Annotated in this window: 21 protein-coding genes; 15 read left to right on the plus strand and 6 right to left on the minus strand. The window is 71.1% G+C overall.

Annotation, left to right across the window (positions count from 1 at the left end; translation table 11 throughout):
• Positions 1–82 precede the first annotated feature (82 nt).
• A complete protein-coding gene (locus LX12_RS21230) occupies positions 83–901 on the plus strand; it encodes a DUF2786 domain-containing protein (protein ID WP_253656613.1) in 819 nt (272 codons plus the stop codon).
• A 381-nt stretch (positions 902–1,282) separates the two neighbouring features.
• A complete protein-coding gene (locus LX12_RS21235) occupies positions 1,283–2,215 on the plus strand; it encodes a DUF4192 domain-containing protein (RefSeq protein ID WP_253656614.1) in 933 nt (310 codons plus the stop codon).
• Positions 2,216–2,279: 64 nt separating this feature from the next.
• Here the strand turns inward: LX12_RS21235 and LX12_RS21240 are convergent, their stop codons facing one another.
• The gene (locus LX12_RS21240; RefSeq protein ID WP_253656615.1) at positions 2,280–2,438 is read right to left on the minus strand and encodes a hypothetical protein; all 159 of its coding nucleotides are present in this window, start codon (positions 2,436–2,438) and stop codon (positions 2,280–2,282) included.
• A 417-nt stretch (positions 2,439–2,855) separates the two neighbouring features.
• On the opposite strand from LX12_RS21240, the gene LX12_RS21245 reads away from it, so the two are divergent.
• From LX12_RS21245 to LX12_RS21270, 6 genes are all read left to right on the plus strand, one after another.
• The gene (locus tag LX12_RS21245; RefSeq protein WP_253656616.1) at positions 2,856–3,368 is read left to right on the plus strand and encodes a hypothetical protein; all 513 of its coding nucleotides are present in this window, start codon (positions 2,856–2,858) and stop codon (positions 3,366–3,368) included.
• Complete coding sequence (locus LX12_RS21250; protein WP_253656617.1) at positions 3,365–3,544, plus strand: hypothetical protein; 180 nt, start codon at positions 3,365–3,367, stop codon at positions 3,542–3,544. The genes LX12_RS21245 and LX12_RS21250 overlap by 4 nt, the downstream gene beginning before the upstream one ends.
• Complete coding sequence (locus LX12_RS21255; RefSeq protein WP_253656618.1) at positions 3,541–3,738, plus strand: hypothetical protein; 198 nt, start codon at positions 3,541–3,543, stop codon at positions 3,736–3,738. The genes LX12_RS21250 and LX12_RS21255 overlap by 4 nt, the downstream gene beginning before the upstream one ends.
• A gap of 2 nt (positions 3,739–3,740) precedes the next feature.
• Positions 3,741–3,974: a hypothetical protein gene (locus tag LX12_RS21260; RefSeq protein ID WP_253656619.1), complete on the plus strand. Its 234-nt coding sequence runs from the start codon at positions 3,741–3,743 to the stop codon at positions 3,972–3,974.
• On the plus strand, positions 3,971–4,939 hold the full coding sequence (locus LX12_RS21265; protein WP_253656620.1) for a DUF3560 domain-containing protein: 969 nt from the start codon (positions 3,971–3,973) through the stop codon (positions 4,937–4,939). The genes LX12_RS21260 and LX12_RS21265 overlap by 4 nt, the downstream gene beginning before the upstream one ends.
• 306 nt (positions 4,940–5,245) lie before the next feature.
• Positions 5,246–5,434 (plus strand): hypothetical protein, encoded by a 189-nt coding sequence (locus LX12_RS21270; RefSeq protein WP_253656621.1) that lies wholly within the window; start codon positions 5,246–5,248, stop codon positions 5,432–5,434.
• 50 nt (positions 5,435–5,484) lie between these two features.
• Here the strand turns inward: LX12_RS21270 and LX12_RS21275 are convergent, their stop codons facing one another.
• The gene (locus LX12_RS21275; RefSeq protein WP_253656622.1) at positions 5,485–5,715 is read right to left on the minus strand and encodes a hypothetical protein; all 231 of its coding nucleotides are present in this window, start codon (positions 5,713–5,715) and stop codon (positions 5,485–5,487) included.
• Between the two features lie 343 nt (positions 5,716–6,058).
• Between LX12_RS21275 and nrdH the strand changes: the two genes are divergently transcribed.
• The 6 genes from nrdH (at position 6,059) to LX12_RS21305 (ending at position 8,101) form a co-directional block, all read left to right on the plus strand.
• Positions 6,059–6,292, plus strand: a complete 234-nt coding sequence (gene nrdH, locus LX12_RS21280) for a glutaredoxin-like protein NrdH (RefSeq protein ID WP_253656623.1) — start codon at positions 6,059–6,061, stop codon at positions 6,290–6,292.
• A 73-nt stretch (positions 6,293–6,365) separates the two neighbouring features.
• Positions 6,366–6,977, plus strand: a complete 612-nt coding sequence (locus LX12_RS21285) for a DnaB-like helicase N-terminal domain-containing protein (protein ID WP_253656624.1) — start codon at positions 6,366–6,368, stop codon at positions 6,975–6,977.
• Between the two features lie 3 nt (positions 6,978–6,980).
• Positions 6,981–7,235 (plus strand): WhiB family transcriptional regulator, encoded by a 255-nt coding sequence (locus LX12_RS21290; RefSeq protein WP_253656625.1) that lies wholly within the window; start codon positions 6,981–6,983, stop codon positions 7,233–7,235.
• Positions 7,232–7,483 carry a hypothetical protein gene (locus LX12_RS21295; protein ID WP_253656626.1) on the plus strand — a complete coding sequence of 84 codons (252 nt, stop codon included), beginning with the start codon at positions 7,232–7,234 and terminating at the stop codon, positions 7,481–7,483. Before LX12_RS21290 ends, LX12_RS21295 begins: the two co-directional genes overlap by 4 nt.
• 15 nt (positions 7,484–7,498) lie before the next feature.
• A complete protein-coding gene (locus LX12_RS21300; protein ID WP_253656627.1) occupies positions 7,499–7,762 on the plus strand; it encodes a hypothetical protein in 264 nt (87 codons plus the stop codon).
• A gap of 114 nt (positions 7,763–7,876) precedes the next feature.
• The gene (locus LX12_RS21305; protein WP_253656628.1) at positions 7,877–8,101 is read left to right on the plus strand and encodes an antitoxin VbhA family protein; all 225 of its coding nucleotides are present in this window, start codon (positions 7,877–7,879) and stop codon (positions 8,099–8,101) included.
• On the opposite strand, the gene LX12_RS21310 is transcribed toward LX12_RS21305, so the two are convergent.
• The 4 genes from LX12_RS21310 to LX12_RS21325 all read right to left on the minus strand — a co-directional run bounded on the left by LX12_RS21310 (position 8,072) and on the right by LX12_RS21325 (position 10,269).
• A complete protein-coding gene (locus tag LX12_RS21310) occupies positions 8,072–8,752 on the minus strand; it encodes a M48 family metalloprotease (protein WP_253656629.1) in 681 nt (226 codons plus the stop codon). The genes LX12_RS21305 and LX12_RS21310 overlap by 30 nt on opposite strands.
• Positions 8,749–9,051 (minus strand): hypothetical protein, encoded by a 303-nt coding sequence (locus LX12_RS21315; protein WP_253656630.1) that lies wholly within the window; start codon positions 9,049–9,051, stop codon positions 8,749–8,751. Before LX12_RS21315 ends, LX12_RS21310 begins: the two co-directional genes overlap by 4 nt.
• Before the next feature lie 82 nt (positions 9,052–9,133).
• Positions 9,134–9,697 (minus strand): thermonuclease family protein, encoded by a 564-nt coding sequence (locus LX12_RS21320; protein WP_253656631.1) that lies wholly within the window; start codon positions 9,695–9,697, stop codon positions 9,134–9,136.
• Positions 9,694–10,269 (minus strand): hypothetical protein, encoded by a 576-nt coding sequence (locus tag LX12_RS21325; RefSeq protein ID WP_253656632.1) that lies wholly within the window; start codon positions 10,267–10,269, stop codon positions 9,694–9,696. The genes LX12_RS21320 and LX12_RS21325 overlap by 4 nt, the downstream gene beginning before the upstream one ends.
• A 383-nt stretch (positions 10,270–10,652) precedes the next feature.
• Between LX12_RS21325 and mobF the strand changes: the two genes are divergently transcribed.
• A complete protein-coding gene (gene mobF / locus LX12_RS22105; RefSeq protein ID WP_301284965.1) occupies positions 10,653–15,056 on the plus strand; it encodes a MobF family relaxase in 4,404 nt (1,467 codons plus the stop codon).
• The last annotated feature ends 10 nt before the right edge of the window (positions 15,057–15,066 follow it).

The following is a 15,066-nucleotide window of genomic DNA, read 5'->3' on the forward strand; positions in this document are numbered from 1 at the left end:
GGGTGGCGCTCTGTCCTCCTGCGCCGGTCGTCATCTCCCTTGCCAAAAGGGCAAACACGCAGGCGGACAACAGGAGGCCACCATGACTGACGACAAGACGCTCACCCGTATCGGGAACCTGCTGCGGCAGGCCGAGGGCACCGACAACGAGCACGAGGCGGCGACGTTCCTCCAAGCCGCGCAACGCTTGGCAACCGCCGCGTCGATCGACCTCGCTGTGGCCCGCGCCCACGACCCGTCCGGAGCACCGGCGGGACCGACGGTGCGGCAGGTCATCATCGGCAGCGCAGGCAAGCGCGGGCTGAAAACCTATGTGGCGCTGTTCGTGGCGATCGGGCATGCCAACGACCTCAAGGTCGACGTCGCCCACAACTCGACGTTCGTCATGGCCTACGGCTTCCCCGGCGACATCGACGCCACCGAGGCGCTGTACTCGTCGCTGGTGGTGCAGATGGTCGCCGCGAGCGACGCCTACCTGAAATCCGGGGCCTACAAGCAGGAGGTCGCGGCCAAGGTCGTCACCGACCGCTCGGGGTGGCAGCCCCGGCGGCGGGTGGAGTACACGCCGCTGTCACCGATCACCGCGCGGCTGAACTTCCAGTCCGCGTTCGCCGAACGGGTCGGGGCACGGCTGCGGGAGGCCCGCGATGAGGCCCGGGCCGAGGCGGCCGCCGCCGACACCACCCGGTCGACGTCGACCGAGGTCGCGCTGCGCGGCAAAGAGGTCGAGGTCGTCGACTACCACCGCTCGCAGTCGACCGCGCGCGGCACCTGGCGCGGATCGAGCGCATCGGCGGGGTACTCCGAAGGCGCACGCCGCGCCGGGGACCAGGCCGGTCGACGAGCCCGCATCGGCGACCAGGCCACCCTCGGCGGGCCGAGAGCCGCGATCGGATCCTGAGGCGACGATCGGCCGCCGGTCCCCGCCGTCGGGCGGGGCCGGTGGTGGTCGCGTCGCGACCAGCAGCGGACCGGGCCTGCCGGCCCGGGCGGTGTCCTCATCAGAGCGGCCTACGGCCGCGCAGAACCGATTGCCCTGTCGGGGGATTTGCCCTTCTGGCCGTCCGATTGTGACCGGCGTCGTCCGCCGCACAACAGCGCCTGCGCGGCCTCCGGCGGGAGACGACACCAGTTCTCAACCCGCCCTCGCTGCGCTCGGAGAGAACTGGCCCCGCTCCCCTGTTGCGCTCTGTCCTCCTAAGCCGGTCTTCATCTCCCTTGCCAGAAGGGCAAAAAGATTGGCGGACAACGGGTCCGTCACCAGTTCCGAGGGAGTCTCGCCATGACCGGACGCATCAACATCACCACCGTCGCCGACCTCGTCGCCGCGATCCCTGCCCTGCTCGGATTCATCCCGACCGAGTCGATGGTCGCCGTGGCCATGCGAGACGGGCGGGGGTTGTTCAGCGCACGTCAGGACCTGGCCGAGATCACCGAGAAGGTCGCCGCACACCTCGCCGCGATCATCGCCCGCAACGGCGCCGACCAGGTGCTGCTCGTCGGGATCGGGGCCGAGCCGACTGCCGAGGCGCACGCAGAACTCGCCGGTCACCTCGCGGACTACGGCATCGACGTCACCCGCCGGGTGCACGTGCGGACCTGCGAGCATGCCACCGAATACATCGACTATGTGACCGGTGAGACCGGCATGACCCGCGACTACCGCGACAGCGAGATGACCACCACCCGCGCCGTCGAGGAGGGTCAGGCCATCCGAGGGTCACGGGAGGAATTCGCGCGGATGTTCGCGACCACCGACGCAGCCGCACCCGTCGACCCGGCGACCATCGACCCGGCGACCATCGCCCGGGACATGGCCGACGCGGTCAGCCGTGGCGTGGACCCCGGCGCCGACCTGGCCGCCCGGTTCGGTGCGCTCATCACCGATGTGAAGGTGCGTGACGCGATGCTGCGCCTGGGCGGGGAGCAGCCCGACACCGCCGCGCGTGTCATGGCCCGCACCGCCGCGCACCTGCGGTCCGACGCCCGCGCCCGGGTGCTCACCCTGGCGATGTTCTTCTTCTACGTCGCAGGAGACGGAGGTGCGGCCGGGATCGCTGCCGACACCGTCACCGAGGAAGGAGCCGAGCAGACCAGCCTCATGCGGCTGCTCGATCAGGCACTGACCGGCGCGATGCCGCCCCGCATCATCACCGGCCTCATCCCCACCCGCAAAGACGCCAGCACCTACCTCGGCGCGCTGTTCCCGCTGTAAGCGCCCGGCGGTGGGTATCGGACCCCGGGAAGCGGGAGCCGATACCCACCGGGTGCGGGGGGAGCTAACCGAGGAGGCCCGCGGGAACGTCGACGAACGACACGTCGCACCGCGCCGCCGCCGGCGCGCCGTCGGTCACCCACGACTCGAGCTGGCGCGCCGAGGGAGTCGGTACCGCATCCGACACCGCGCGACGCAGCGCGCGCTCAACAAGACTGGACATGAGGACCACGCTAGCCGTCCCCGCCGGCGTCGCCGGCGAACTCTCGCCGCGTGGCGGGCCGCCAGCAGGCTGCGCCCGCCGGCGGTGGTCGCGCCGCGACCAAGCAGCGGACCGGGCCTGCCGGCCCGGGCAGTGTCCTCATCGGAGCGGCCTGCGGCCGCGCAGACCGATTGCCCTGTCGGGGGTTTTGCCCTTCTGGCCGTCCGATCGTGACCGGCGTCGTCCGCCACGCAACCCCGCGACGTTCCGCCCCGAGGGGTCGGGAAACTTCCCGTCCCGTACTCGCTGCGCTCGCACGAGAACTTTCCCGATCGCGGGGTGGCGCTCTGTCCTCCTGCGCCGGTCTTTATCTCCCTTGCCAGAAGGGCAAAAAAGTTGGCGGACAACGGGTCCGTCACCTGTCGAGAGGACCCCACCGTGAGTGTTGAGCTGGTCGACCCCGAACACCTGCACGTCCTGATCCACGCCGGACTGCCGCGCGGCGCGTTCGTCCTGCGCTGGACCACCCCCGACACCACCGCGCCGAGTGTCAGCAACGGGATCGCCGAACCCAACGGCACCCGCTACCGCGAGCTGCGCCCGGCCACGGTCGACGCGGTCGGACAGATGCTCCTCGACGCCAACGCCGCCAGCATCGCCGCGAGCTGGGGCGGAGAGAACACCTACGTCTACAGCTACCAGCAGCCCCGCGCCGAGTGGTCCCCGGTCGAGATCCTGCGAGCGATCAACGGCTACACCCACCAGGCGTGCGAGACCGAGACCTGGCCGACCAGTGAGGCCGCCCGGTTCTGCGACGCGCTGCGGGATATGACGATCCGACGTCTGCCCGACTACGACCGCGGCCCGAGCTGGCTCATCACCGCCAGAGCTGTTCCCCTCGCGGTCACGCGCGCCGAGCTCGCCGCCCGCCACCGGATCAACCACCCGTGAGCGGCCGCGCACCCATCCGCTACTCCCGTGGCCGCGGCGGATGGCACGACACCTACAGCGCCGCCCAGAACGACCCCGGCGTCCGGCCGCCGGCCGAACCCATCACCGACGAACAATTCGCCCGCCTGCGAGCCCTGCTCGCCGCGGAGACCACCCCCGAGGAGACAACACGATGAGCGACCCCACCACCACCACCACCACCACCGCTCCCGGCCGGGACAGCTACGTCCCGCCGTGCGGCGACCCCGCCTGCCGCCAAGGCCACTGCCGCGACTGCGACACCCACACCGTGTGGACCCAAGAGGCGTGGGGCAACGCCTCCGACTGCCCCGGCTGCGGCCGCCACGACTTCGTCTCGATCGGAGATTGACCATGTCCCCACCCCGCGAACGGATCTCACTGTCGGTGATCACCGCCGACGGCGGCCGGGCCACCGTGATCCCCGACAGCCACTGCCCCGACTGCGACTCCCACACCGAGTGGACCCGTCACGACTGGGGCCTGTTCGTCGACTGCCACGCCTGCGGCCACCGAGCCACCCACATCACCGAGCCCCTCGACGACGTCGACGAGCCCAACCGACACGACCAGGAGACCCCCCGATGACCATCACGATCACCCACACCCCGACCGACGGAACCCTCGTCGAGGGCACCACCCGCGGCGACGGCACCAACACCATCCTGAGAACGGCCGGCTTCCGGTGGTTCCGCACCCTCGGACAGTGGGGCATCGCCGGCAGCCGCGACCGCGACCCCCAACGGGTACGGATCGAGCAGGCCGCCGCCGCGCTGCGGGCAGCCGGCCACACCGTCGAGGTCATCATCGACGACACCCACCGCGACCCCGCGACCGTCGAGGCCGACCGCGCCACCCGGGCCCGCGACCGCGCCGACGCCCTGGCCGCCACAGCCGACCGCCGCCGGGACCAGGCCGACGCGGCATGGGAGGCCGACCGCCGCGCCACCGCCGCACTGCCTCCCGGTGGGGAGCCGATCAAGATCGGCCACCACTCCGAACACCGCCACCGGCGCGGGATCGAGAAAGCACAGCAGGCGATGGGACGTGCGGTCGCGGCCGAACGGGACGCCGGCGAAGCAGCTCGACGCGCCGACGTCGCTTCCCGGGCCACCGATCGCCGGTACAACCCCGAAACCGTGAAGAACCGCATCGACGGACTCGAGGCCGAGCAGCGCGCCGACCAACGCGAGCTCGACGGACACACCCGCACCCTCTTCACCACCGGCGACGGGACGAAAGTCGTCGACTCCCGCACGCCCGCGACCGGGGAGCGCCGCGACCTGCTCACCGCCCGGATGGCCGCCCGCGCCGAGGACATCGCCTACTGGGCCGAGATCCGCCGACAGCAGATCGCCGCAGGCCAGACCGGCGACTACAGCCGCGACACCATCCACCCCGGCGACCAGGTCCTCTACCGCGGGCAGTGGTTCACCGTCCGCCGCGCCAACCCCAAGACCGTCAGCATCCCCTCGATCGTCGGCGGCTCGTGGACCGACACCATCGGCTACCACAAGCTCACCGGGCACCGGCCGACGTCGACGCCGCGGTGAGGACGGGCGGTGCAGGCGGGCAGGCATCGAGCCTGCCCGCCTACAGCTGTCGCTCCTGTGGTCACCACAGGGGCGCGCGCCTTCTCATCGTGGCTGGCCGGGGCCCCGACCGGTCAACCCACACTCCGGGACACTCGCGTGTTCTCCGCTGCGCTACGCCCACGCGCTCCACCGACCCCAGCCACCCGCACTCGCTACGCTCGCAGCCGAAGTCGGTTCCGGTCCCTGCGCTCTACGGGGTTGACCGGCCACCCCGGCCAGCCCCAATCGGCGGCGTCAACGCCCACCGAACAAGGAGCACCCATCATGGCCAGCAACCGATTCCACTCCGGCACCTACTCCACCTACCGCCACCACCCCGACGGCAGCATCACCCTCGAGACCGGAGTCTGGTCACCCGAAGGACCCATCCCCCACGACGAGCCCCAGCTCGTCGACGCCGGGGCCTGGGCCGGGCCGAACGACTTCGACCCACTCAACCCCTACAGCCGGTGAACGCCAGCGGCCCCACCCGAACACGGGTGGGGCCGCTACCGGCATGTACCTCACGCGCCAGGGCCATCGCGGCGCCACCGGCGCCAACCTGCCCGGGCCAGGCCGAACACCGCTGCAATAACCACGATTACAGCGGTAAAGGCGGCTACGCGGCCGACAGTCCAGTCGCCGAGAAGGGCGCCCCAGAACCAGAGGGCGGCGAACACGAACGCCGACAACGCGACCCACAGCCAAAACCCGAACACCAGGTCCCCGGCTGTCGCCCGATTCGGTTCATCCATACGGGCCAACCTACCTCCGGTGTCATCCCCTGATCGGCCGATGATGACCCACGGCCGGTGTCCGGCGTCAAGCAGACGCGGCACAACAAATGCCCACGCGGTCGCATCCGCTCCCTTATTTCGCGGCCATTTCTCGCACCCCGCAACTGGACACCTCCCACCGCCCGCACGCCCTCGCCGAATATCAGGAAATGAGGCCAAGAATGCCTCCCAACAATGCTGCGGACACCGTTCGTAACAATGGGATAAATGGGCTAGAAGTATTGCAGCGCAACGCTTTACATGCGACAATAGAAGGCAAGAGGAAATGCAGTCGAACCCAACGAACAAAGGACCCGACGCCATGACTGTCACCGTTTACACCAAGCCCGCGTGCGTGCAGTGCAACGCCACCTACAAGGCCCTCGACAAGGCCGGCGTCGCCTACGAGGTTGTCGACATCACCGAAGACGACTCCGCACGGGATTACGTGTTGAGCCTGGGTTACCTGGCCGCCCCGGTCGTGGTGGCCGGCGACGACCACTGGTCCGGCTTCCGGCCCGACCGCATCAAGGCACTCGCGGCGGCCGCCGCATGACCAGCAGCACCCGGGAGGCCCGATGCCCGACAACGACACTGACCAGTCAAAGCCCGAAGGAGGTGGCGACGACATGACCGCAGCCCTGCTTGAGGAACCCACCGGGCTCGACGACAGCCGCGTCACCGACCCCACCGTCTACGCCGGCGCCCTGGGCGATGACCCCGACACCGAGATCTCCGTTGCCGCTGACGTCGAAGCAACCCTGCTGACCGCACTCATGTGGACCGACCAGCACAGCGCCCGCCGCATCCTGGCCGCCGTCGAGGCCCGTCACTTCTACCGTCCCGTGCACGCCACCATCGCCGCAGCGATCGCCGAAGTCGCCGCCGCCGGCAACGACCCCACCCCGATCCTCGTGCGAGCGCGCCTGTCCGAGACCGGTGCACTCCGCGGAGGCAGTGGACAGCTCGTGATGTCCGCGCTGGTGACGCTGACCGCCCCACTCGACCGGCCCATCACTACGACCGCCGGAATGCTCCCGCTCGCCGTGCACCTCCTCGACGCCTGGTATCGCCGCGGCTACACCGGCCTCCTGCGCCGCATGGAGCAGCACCGCCTCGAGGCATCCGTCGAGGAGCTCGGCGACTGCTGGGCACAGCTCACCCGCTTCCAGCAACGCGCCGAGGCCGACTGGATGGCCCGCCGGCAAACACTCACCCGCGACCGCGCCGAGGAGGACTGACCCATGCCCACACCGATCGACGAACCCGCCGACTGGGAAGCAGACGCGATCTGCCGCGAGGTCGACCCCGAGCTGTGGTTCCCCGAGAAGGGCGAACACTCCAAGAACGCCGCCCGGCTCTGCAACCAGTGCCCCGTGCAAGGTGAGTGCCTCGACGCCGCCCTCGAACGCGATGAGCGGTTCGGGATCTGGGGCGGACTAAACACCCGACAACGCGACCGCCAGTTCGGCCGCGGCGCCCAGCGGCAGACCGCATGAGCACCGACACCCACCCCGCCGACGTCGACGCCGACGATCTCGACCTCGGCCGGGCCGCCGAAGATCTCCGCGCGACCGGCCTGTCCTGGCCGGCGATCGCCGACCAGCTCGCCGAGCCCCAGGTCTACGTCCAACGCGCACACACCGCCTACCTCGCACACGTCGACGAGCTCGCCGCCCGCGACCAACTGTGCCTGTTCGACGACCCCGCCAGCCTGTCGCACCCCCATGCCACCCACGCCACCTGACCCGAGGAGCGCACCATGATCCGATCAACCGTGCACACCACCGCCAGCGACGGCATCGAGATCAACCCGAAAGAGCCCTCGGCTGTCGCCGATTTCCTCCACGGCGGGCTCTACGCCTGGGTGGCCATGATCGTTGTGGGAGTCCTCATCGTGCCCGCCCTGGTCGCTGTCCGCCGCGGTGGACTCGTACAGTCCGGCGACCCCCGTGTCGCCACCGGGTACATCGCGGCGGCAGTGCTAATTCTGGCCGGCGTGCTGCTGGTGATGCTGTCCGTCTAGGACCGCCAGCGTCATCCGGTGGCGCGAGCACGTCAGCCGCGGTGTGGGCGCGGTTGCCTGCCAGACGCGAACCCGATCCGACGACGGCACCAGTGCCGCACGAAAGGCGAACTGATGGCCCTCTCCCCCGACGTCGCCGTCCTGGGGTGGCCGCGCGCCTACCCCGAGCTGTTCGCCCAACTCGACGACCGCCAAGCCCGCGCGCTGCACAACGCGATCTCCAACAACGTGTTGGAGGGTTGGAAACCGACGCGCGACGACATCGCCGACCAGATCGACGTAATCCTCGGCCGCATCACCGACGAAGAGTTATTCGCCCGCGCAATCCGCCGCGCCTGAGCCGTCCACCGCTCGGCGGCGTTCCGAGACACTCAGCTGCTCGACGCGCGCGATCCTTGTCGACCACCGCGGGTGCGTGTACGACGGAAAGCGGGAGTTGGTCTCAGCTCGCATCGACCGAAGCGCCGCATCGCGGCCAACAACCCTGGCCGCCGCGGCGTCCGCGTAGAACTCCGTCGGATGCTTGAAGTAGGCGAACGGAACCAAACACACCAGCGCAAGGGCGGCTACGCCCGCGATGGTGAATCCGAACCACGGCGGCGGGGCGCCTGGGTCGGGCAAGACAGACGCGATCAGGACGATGAGCGCAGCGGCGAACGCAACCACCGGCGGAAGCATGCAGAGGATCGCGCGGCGACTCTGACGTGTGAGGTCGGGATCGGACCAATGGCCCACCTCGTGCGCGACGACGAACCGAAGTGCGTCGGCGGGCACGGCGGGGTCGGCAACGAACCCTGTCTCGCAGATGTGAACGGTGTTGGACCGCTCGTCATAGCGTCCGCGCCACGAGCCGCGCTTCCCGCGCTCGATACGAAGGGCGGGTGGCTGACGGTTCGAGCCGAGGTGCGCCACCGCTTCATCGAAGGTGGCGCGAACCAGTTCCCGCCGTGCAGCGAGCAGAGGGTCACGCGCAGCCGCCTGCGCTGTCATCGGACCGGCACCGGCGCGAGCACTGATAGCACCGGCAGCTTCCACGGTGCGCGGCCGGCGATCGAGCGCCACGCCCCGTACTTCGCGGCGTAGAGCCAGTGCCCGGCCATCCACATCGCCAGGCCGACAACGATCTCAAGGCCGTTCCAGTGGGTCACGATGCCAGCGCGGATGATGACGCCGCCGACGCCGTCGATGACGGCGAGGATCCCGACGACGCGCAAGATGACCGAGCCCATCCCCCAGGTGAGGATGCCGGCAAGAACGACGATGCCGGCGAGCATCAGTAGGCCGTTCATCGCCGACCCCTTCCTGTCGTAGGTCTGTTGCTGAGTTGAGCGTTGCACCGACGTACGACAGATGCAGAATGGCTCGCCGTATTCACTGCGGGCATGCCGACCACAACCCGCGGCCCGCGGCGCGGGCCGCGTCCTGGGCGGCGCGCAGCTGCGGCCGGTACCGGTAGGGCTGGTCGGCGTAGTCGTACTCACGGCCGTAGCCCTCGGCGATCAGTTCCTCGTCGAGCATGATGCCGTCGGGCAGCCACACATACGCCAGCGTCCGGCCGTAGCGGTCGTGCCGACCGGCGACCGGATCGGACTCGAGGGTGACCGCGGTGCCGCGGCCGGCGCGCGCGGCGGTGTGCGCGCTCGCCTGCTTGCCCCAGCACTGCACCGGCGTATCGGGTTTCACCGTCTCGGGGGTGTCGACCCCGATCAGCCGCACCCGCTGGGTGCGGTCATCGACGCGCACGAGCAGCGTGTCGCCGTCGATCGCCCGCACCACTGTCGCGTCCTGCCGCATGCCCGCTGCGGAGCTGGCCGTCACCGCGGGGGCGGCGCCGGCGTCGGTCGGCGGAACCGGCGTGCCGCACGCGGCGACCATGCCGGTCGCCGCGCACAGCATCGCCGTCGCGGCCGCGTGCCGAAGCACGCGGACTGTCATGCCGTGGCTCCCGCCCACTCCCGCTGTCCGGCGTCGTCGCTGACGTCACCGGTGTCGTCGCCGGGTGTCGGTGACGGCGCTGAGTCATCGGCCGCCGCGGACTCGGACTCCTGCGAGTCGCCGTCCGGGTCGATGGCGTTGCCGGGCGTGCCCGACGCCGGATCGTCGCTGCTGGTCGTGTCGTCTCCCGCGGCCGGGCGGCCGTCGGTGTGTTCACGGATGAGTGCGCTGACCTCGCGGGGCGAGAGGTCAGCCAGTTCGGCGATCGTGGCAATGGTTTCGCCAGCGTCCTTCATCGCGGCCGCGGCGGCGGCCTGTTCGGCACGCGCCGCGGCGGTCGCCGACTCGAACACCTTCCCCGCCGCCGCGACCGCGGCGTCGTAGGACGCCTGCGCGGCGTCGATCGCCCTCTGCTGGGTTCTGCGGGCCTTGGCAATCACGTCGTCCGCCGACAGCAGCGTCGCGAGGTTCTGCTCGGCGAGCGCCTCACGCTGTCGCTGGGCCTCGCGGGCCGCGGCGAGCTTCTCGCGGGCCTTGGAGCGTGCAGACACTTTGGTACCGGTCGAGGGCATGGCGGATCCTCCGGGATCTCACGCGCCATTCCTCCCGACCCTCCGGCCGATGGCAGCCACAGAATACCGGCCCCCCGCCGGCGCTGTCAGCGCCGCCACGCGGCCCCCGGGGTGCTCTGGCAGACCTCGTTGCCCCGGGACACGGGAACGGTCTGCACACACCCAGGAAGGTTCACCCCGCTCGCTGCACTGCCATCTCTGCACCCCGCTTCCTCGTCCTCACCTTCGTTCATCCGCATCCGCACCCATCGACGTCGACCAGCTCGCAGCCACCCTCCCAGGGCCACTGACGTGCCCCACCCAGAAAGATCCGACATACCTCTGGCAGATGTTCTGACTTGGCGGTGCCTGCCCGGTCTGTGCGGGCTACGCTGGGCCGCGTGATGACCCTGCACGTGCTGCACGCCGGCGACGGCTACAGCTACCTCACCGAGCAGGTCGCCTCCGGCGACCGGCTCCTCGAGGAGGGCCAATCACTGGCCGACTACTACACCGCGGCGGGCACCCCGCCGGGTGTGTGGTGGGGCGAGGGCTTGAAGGCGCTGGCCGACCCGGATGGGCTGATCGGCCACGATCACCCCGCCCTGGCCGTGGGTGGCCGGGTCGAGGAGGCGCAGATGAAGGCGTTGTTCGGTGAGGGGTTGCACCCCAACGCCGACGCCCTGATCGCCCACCTCATCGAGGACGGCATGTCCGCCGAGGACGCGATCAAGACCGCCCGGCTGGGCCGCAAGTTCCCGGCGTTCGCCAACGAGATCCCGTTGCTGGTGCGCTCCGACGCAGCGATCAAGCGCTACACCAACACCCACGGCCACCGGCCCACGCTGGCCGAGCGGCACGCCATCGAACGCGACGTCGCCGACGAGCTGTTCACCGCCGAACGCGGCCGCCCGCTGCGCACCGACCGGGAACTCGCGTCGTGGATGGTCAACGAGAAGAACAAGGTCCGCCAGCCCGTGGCCGGGTTCGACCTCGTGTTCACCCCCGCCAAGTCGGTGTCGGTGCTGTGGGGCCTGGGCGAGGACCACGTGCGCGCCGCGGTCACCGACGCCCACCATGCCGCGGTCACCGACGCCCTGGAATGGCTGCAACACGAGGCGATCTACACCCGCACCGGCACGGCCGGTGAACGCCAGATCGACACCCGCGGCATCACCGTCGCGATGTTCGACCACTTCGACAACCGCTCCGGTGACCCCAACTTCCACACCCACGCCACGGTGTCGGTGAAGGTGCAAGGCACCGACGGGGTGTGGCGATCGGTGGACTCCAAGGCCCTGCACCGCCACGCCGTCGCCGCCTCCCAGCGCTACAACGCGCGGATCATGGCCGAGCTGCGCGCCCGCCTCGGTGTCGCGGTCACCGCCCGGGCGATGGGTGAGGGCAAGCAGCCCGTCCTCGAGGTCGCCGGCGTCGACGAGTCGCTGCGCGAGATGTTCTCCTCGCGGCGCACCGAGATCGAGGCCCGCCACGACCAACTCGTCCGCGAGCACCGCGACCGGCACGGCAAGATGCCCTCGGACCGCACCAGCTACGCCCTGTTCCAACAGGCCACCCTCGACACCCGCGAAGGCAAAGCGCCGCACCGCAGCCTGGCTCAGATGCGCGCCGGGTGGCGGGAGAAGGCCATCGAGCACCTCGGGTCGCAGGCCGCGGTCGAGGCGATGATCGCCCGCGCCCTGTCCCCCACCGCCGAGCACACCCCGACGTTCACCCACCCCGATTTCGAAGCCGCCCGCGTCGTCTCACGGCTAGAAGATCGCCGCGCCACCTGGACCGAGCCGACCCTGCGGGCAGCGGTCGAAGCGCACATCGCGCCGATGCGGTTCGCCACCGACGACGGTCGACGGGCGGCGATCGAGGACACCATCACCGCCGCCCGGGCCCGCACGATCGCCCTCGCGACACCGGAGTTCGCGGCCACCCCCGCGGCACTGCAACGCGCCAACGGTGAGTCGCAGCTGACCCGCCACGGCGAGCTGCTGCACACCTCCAACCGCATCCTCGCCGCCGAAGGCGACCTCATCGAGGCCACCCGCACCCCGACCGCGCACATCGTCACCCGCGACGTCATCGACGCCGAATGCGCCCGCCTCGCCGGTGAGTCCGGCCGCGAACTCAACGCCGGACAACGCGCACTGGTCGAACACTTCACCGCCTCCGGCCCGCTGCTGCGGGTCGGTGTCGGGCCCGCCGGTGCGGGCAAGACGACCGCCATGCGCGCCGCCGCGCGGGCGTGGGAAGCGACCGGACGCAACGTCGTCGCCCTCGCCCCCGCCAAGGCCGCAGCCGACCTGCTGGGGTCGGAGATCGGTGCCACCGGTGCCTCGGTCGCCGCGATCACCTACGCCTACCGCGGCCGCCTCGAGCACATGGGCATCCCCGCCGGCACCCTCACCGACCGATTCGACGCCGAGATCCGGCCCGGCACGATGCTGCTCGTCGACGAGGCATCGATGGCCGCGACCGCCGACCTGCACGCCCTGGTCCAGATCGCCCGCGAGCGCGGCGCGATCGTCTGCGGACTCGGCGACCCCTACCAGCTCGACGCCGTCGAGACCGGTGGCGCGTTCCGTCTACTGGCCGACGAAAGCCACGCCCCCGCCCTGACCGACGTCGTCCGCTTCGGCGACGACACCGCCCAGGCCGAGAACTCCTTGAAAGTCCGCGACGGCGACCACGAGGCCATCGCCCTGTTCACCGACCGCGGCTGGATCCACGACGGCACCACCGACGAACTCAAGACCCGCATCGTCGCCGACCACCTCGCCGACACCGCCCGCGGCGCCACCGGCGTCCTCATGGCCGGCACCGTCGAGGACGTCCGCGACCTCAACTACGCCGTCCAACAAGCCCACCGCGCCACCGGCCACGCCGACACCGCCACCACCACCCCGTTGCGCGATCAGCACTCCGCCGGCGTCGGCGACCAGATCGTCACCCGCACCAACGACTCCTCCCTGCGCACCGTCGGCGGCACCCGCAAGGGCGCCACCGTCGCCAACGGCGACCTGTGGACCGTCCAGACAGTGCACGCCGACGGGTCACTGACCGTCCGCCACATCACCCACCGCGGCCGCATCACCCTGCCCGCGCCGTACGTGCGCAAGAGCGTCGAACTCGGCTACGCCGTCACCGTGCACCGCGCCCAGGGCGTCACCGTCGACATCGCCCGCGCCCTGCACTCGATCACCGCCAACAAGCGGATGCTCTACGTCGAAACCACCCGCGGCGCCACCGCCAACCACCTGTACGTCCCCACCGACCAGAACGTCGCCATCGACACCGAAGGCGTCCACGTCGACCCCACCGGCCGCGCCCCCGACGCCACCGAAGTCCTCCGCGCAGCCCTCGACAACGACGGTGGCCACCGCGCAGCGACCACCGAACTGCGCGACGCCCTGGCCGCTGCGGACGACCCCGAGCGTCTGGCCACCCACTATCGCGCCGCCCACACACTGCTGCGCGACGCCTACATCACCCACGTCATCGACACCGCCCTGCCGGCGTCGATGGTCGCCACCATCCGCGAGGCGCACCCCGACTCCCACGCCCGTCTGCGGGCGGCGCTGGCCGACCTCCACGACCACGGCGTCAACATCGTCCCGTTGCTCCGGGACGCCGAGGACCTCCACGCCGCGCGCGACGCCGCCGCGGTCCTCGTCGCCCGCCTCGCCGGCGCGGAGCGGCCCGACCGCTCCCCCGACGCCCTCCCGCCGCTGCCCCCGCGGCACCCCGGCACCGACCACGAACTCGCCGACTACGCCGCCGCCGCGGCCGACGAACACGACCGCGCCACCCACACCCGCACCGGCCTGCGCGGCGCCCTGCACCGCTACGACCGGGCGCTGGCCGACCTCACCGCAGCACGCCTGGCCCACCTCACCGCCGAACTACCCGCCGAGCTGGGCGATCGTCTGCGCACCGATCCCGACGCCGCCCGACTGGGCGCGGCCGCCGCCCGCGCCGCCGTCCTCGGCGCCGATCCGCGCCGCACCATCACCAACGCCGTCGCCCAGAGCGACGACGCCGGCGACACCCTCGACGCCACCACTCTCGCCCGCCAGCTCGATCGGGCGACCGCTGCGCACGCGGAAAGCGGACGCAGCTCGTGGCTCGCTCAGCACCCCGAGCTCGCCGCGCAGTTCCCGGCCGCCGCTGCCGCCGACTCCCCCGCCTGGCGGCAGCTCGTCGACGACCTCGCCGCCCGCCACACCCACACCGGCATCGACCCCGCCCACCACGCCGGGCTCCTCGCCCGCCGCGTCAACGACCCGACCGGTGCAACCGCGACCGAGCTGCTCGCCGCGTGGCGCCCCGACCACACCACCGCCGCGGCCGCCCACTTCGCCGGCGCACCCACCTGGATCACCCCGCCACCCCTGGACGCCGCCCACGTCGACGAAACCCTCGCCGCCACCGCCACCGAGCACTACCGAGCGCTCCGCGACGCCACCCGCGACGCCGGACGCACCGCCGCGGTCGACCTGCCCGCGTGGACCGACCACCTCGGCCCAGTCCCCGACGACGGGCCCGAACGACGCACCTGGATCGACACCGCCGCCCAGGTCGCCGCCTACCGCGCCCACCACGACATCACCGCCACCGACAGCGCCATCGGCGCCGAACCCGACCACGCGGGCCTCGCCCAACGCCAGACCCACCGCCAACTCGCCGAACAGATCGACGAGCTGCACACCGACATGCATCCGCAGCAGGTGCGGGAGGGTCACCGCGCCGAGACCGTCGGTGTCGAGCGCGAGCACACCCATCGCATGGGCCTCTGACCGGCAAAGG

It is taken from the genome of Williamsia serinedens (assembly GCF_024171725.1).
Taxonomy (GTDB): Bacteria; Actinomycetota; Actinomycetes; order Mycobacteriales; family Mycobacteriaceae; genus Williamsia_A; species Williamsia_A serinedens.

What these genes read in the sequence shown, in the direction of transcription:
- LX12_RS21290 (WP_253656625.1), top strand. Translation starts at nt 6,981, where the DNA reads ATGCCCACACCGATCGACGAACCCGCCGACTGGGAAGCAGACGCGATC.
- LX12_RS21300 (WP_253656627.1), top strand. Translation starts at nt 7,499, where the DNA reads ATGATCCGATCAACCGTGCACACCACCGCCAGCGACGGCATCGAGATC.
- LX12_RS21325 (WP_253656632.1), bottom strand. Translation starts at nt 10,269, where the DNA reads ATGCCCTCGACCGGTACCAAAGTGTCTGCACGCTCCAAGGCCCGCGAG.
- mobF (WP_301284965.1), top strand. Translation starts at nt 10,653, where the DNA reads ATGACCCTGCACGTGCTGCACGCCGGCGACGGCTACAGCTACCTCACC.
- LX12_RS21275 (WP_253656622.1), bottom strand. Translation starts at nt 5,715, where the DNA reads ATGGATGAACCGAATCGGGCGACAGCCGGGGACCTGGTGTTCGGGTTT.
- LX12_RS21315 (WP_253656630.1), bottom strand. Translation starts at nt 9,051, where the DNA reads ATGAACGGCCTACTGATGCTCGCCGGCATCGTCGTTCTTGCCGGCATC.
- LX12_RS21255 (WP_253656618.1), top strand. Translation starts at nt 3,541, where the DNA reads ATGAGCGACCCCACCACCACCACCACCACCACCGCTCCCGGCCGGGAC.
- LX12_RS21285 (WP_253656624.1), top strand. Translation starts at nt 6,366, where the DNA reads ATGACCGCAGCCCTGCTTGAGGAACCCACCGGGCTCGACGACAGCCGC.
- LX12_RS21320 (WP_253656631.1), bottom strand. Translation starts at nt 9,697, where the DNA reads ATGACAGTCCGCGTGCTTCGGCACGCGGCCGCGACGGCGATGCTGTGC.
- LX12_RS21305 (WP_253656628.1), top strand. Translation starts at nt 7,877, where the DNA reads ATGGCCCTCTCCCCCGACGTCGCCGTCCTGGGGTGGCCGCGCGCCTAC.
- LX12_RS21265 (WP_253656620.1), top strand. Translation starts at nt 3,971, where the DNA reads ATGACCATCACGATCACCCACACCCCGACCGACGGAACCCTCGTCGAG.
- LX12_RS21310 (WP_253656629.1), bottom strand. Translation starts at nt 8,752, where the DNA reads ATGACAGCGCAGGCGGCTGCGCGTGACCCTCTGCTCGCTGCACGGCGG.
- LX12_RS21270 (WP_253656621.1), top strand. Translation starts at nt 5,246, where the DNA reads ATGGCCAGCAACCGATTCCACTCCGGCACCTACTCCACCTACCGCCAC.
- nrdH (WP_253656623.1), top strand. Translation starts at nt 6,059, where the DNA reads ATGACTGTCACCGTTTACACCAAGCCCGCGTGCGTGCAGTGCAACGCC.
- LX12_RS21230 (WP_253656613.1), top strand. Translation starts at nt 83, where the DNA reads ATGACTGACGACAAGACGCTCACCCGTATCGGGAACCTGCTGCGGCAG.
- LX12_RS21260 (WP_253656619.1), top strand. Translation starts at nt 3,741, where the DNA reads ATGTCCCCACCCCGCGAACGGATCTCACTGTCGGTGATCACCGCCGAC.
- LX12_RS21240 (WP_253656615.1), bottom strand. Translation starts at nt 2,438, where the DNA reads ATGTCCAGTCTTGTTGAGCGCGCGCTGCGTCGCGCGGTGTCGGATGCG.
- LX12_RS21235 (WP_253656614.1), top strand. Translation starts at nt 1,283, where the DNA reads ATGACCGGACGCATCAACATCACCACCGTCGCCGACCTCGTCGCCGCG.
- LX12_RS21295 (WP_253656626.1), top strand. Translation starts at nt 7,232, where the DNA reads ATGAGCACCGACACCCACCCCGCCGACGTCGACGCCGACGATCTCGAC.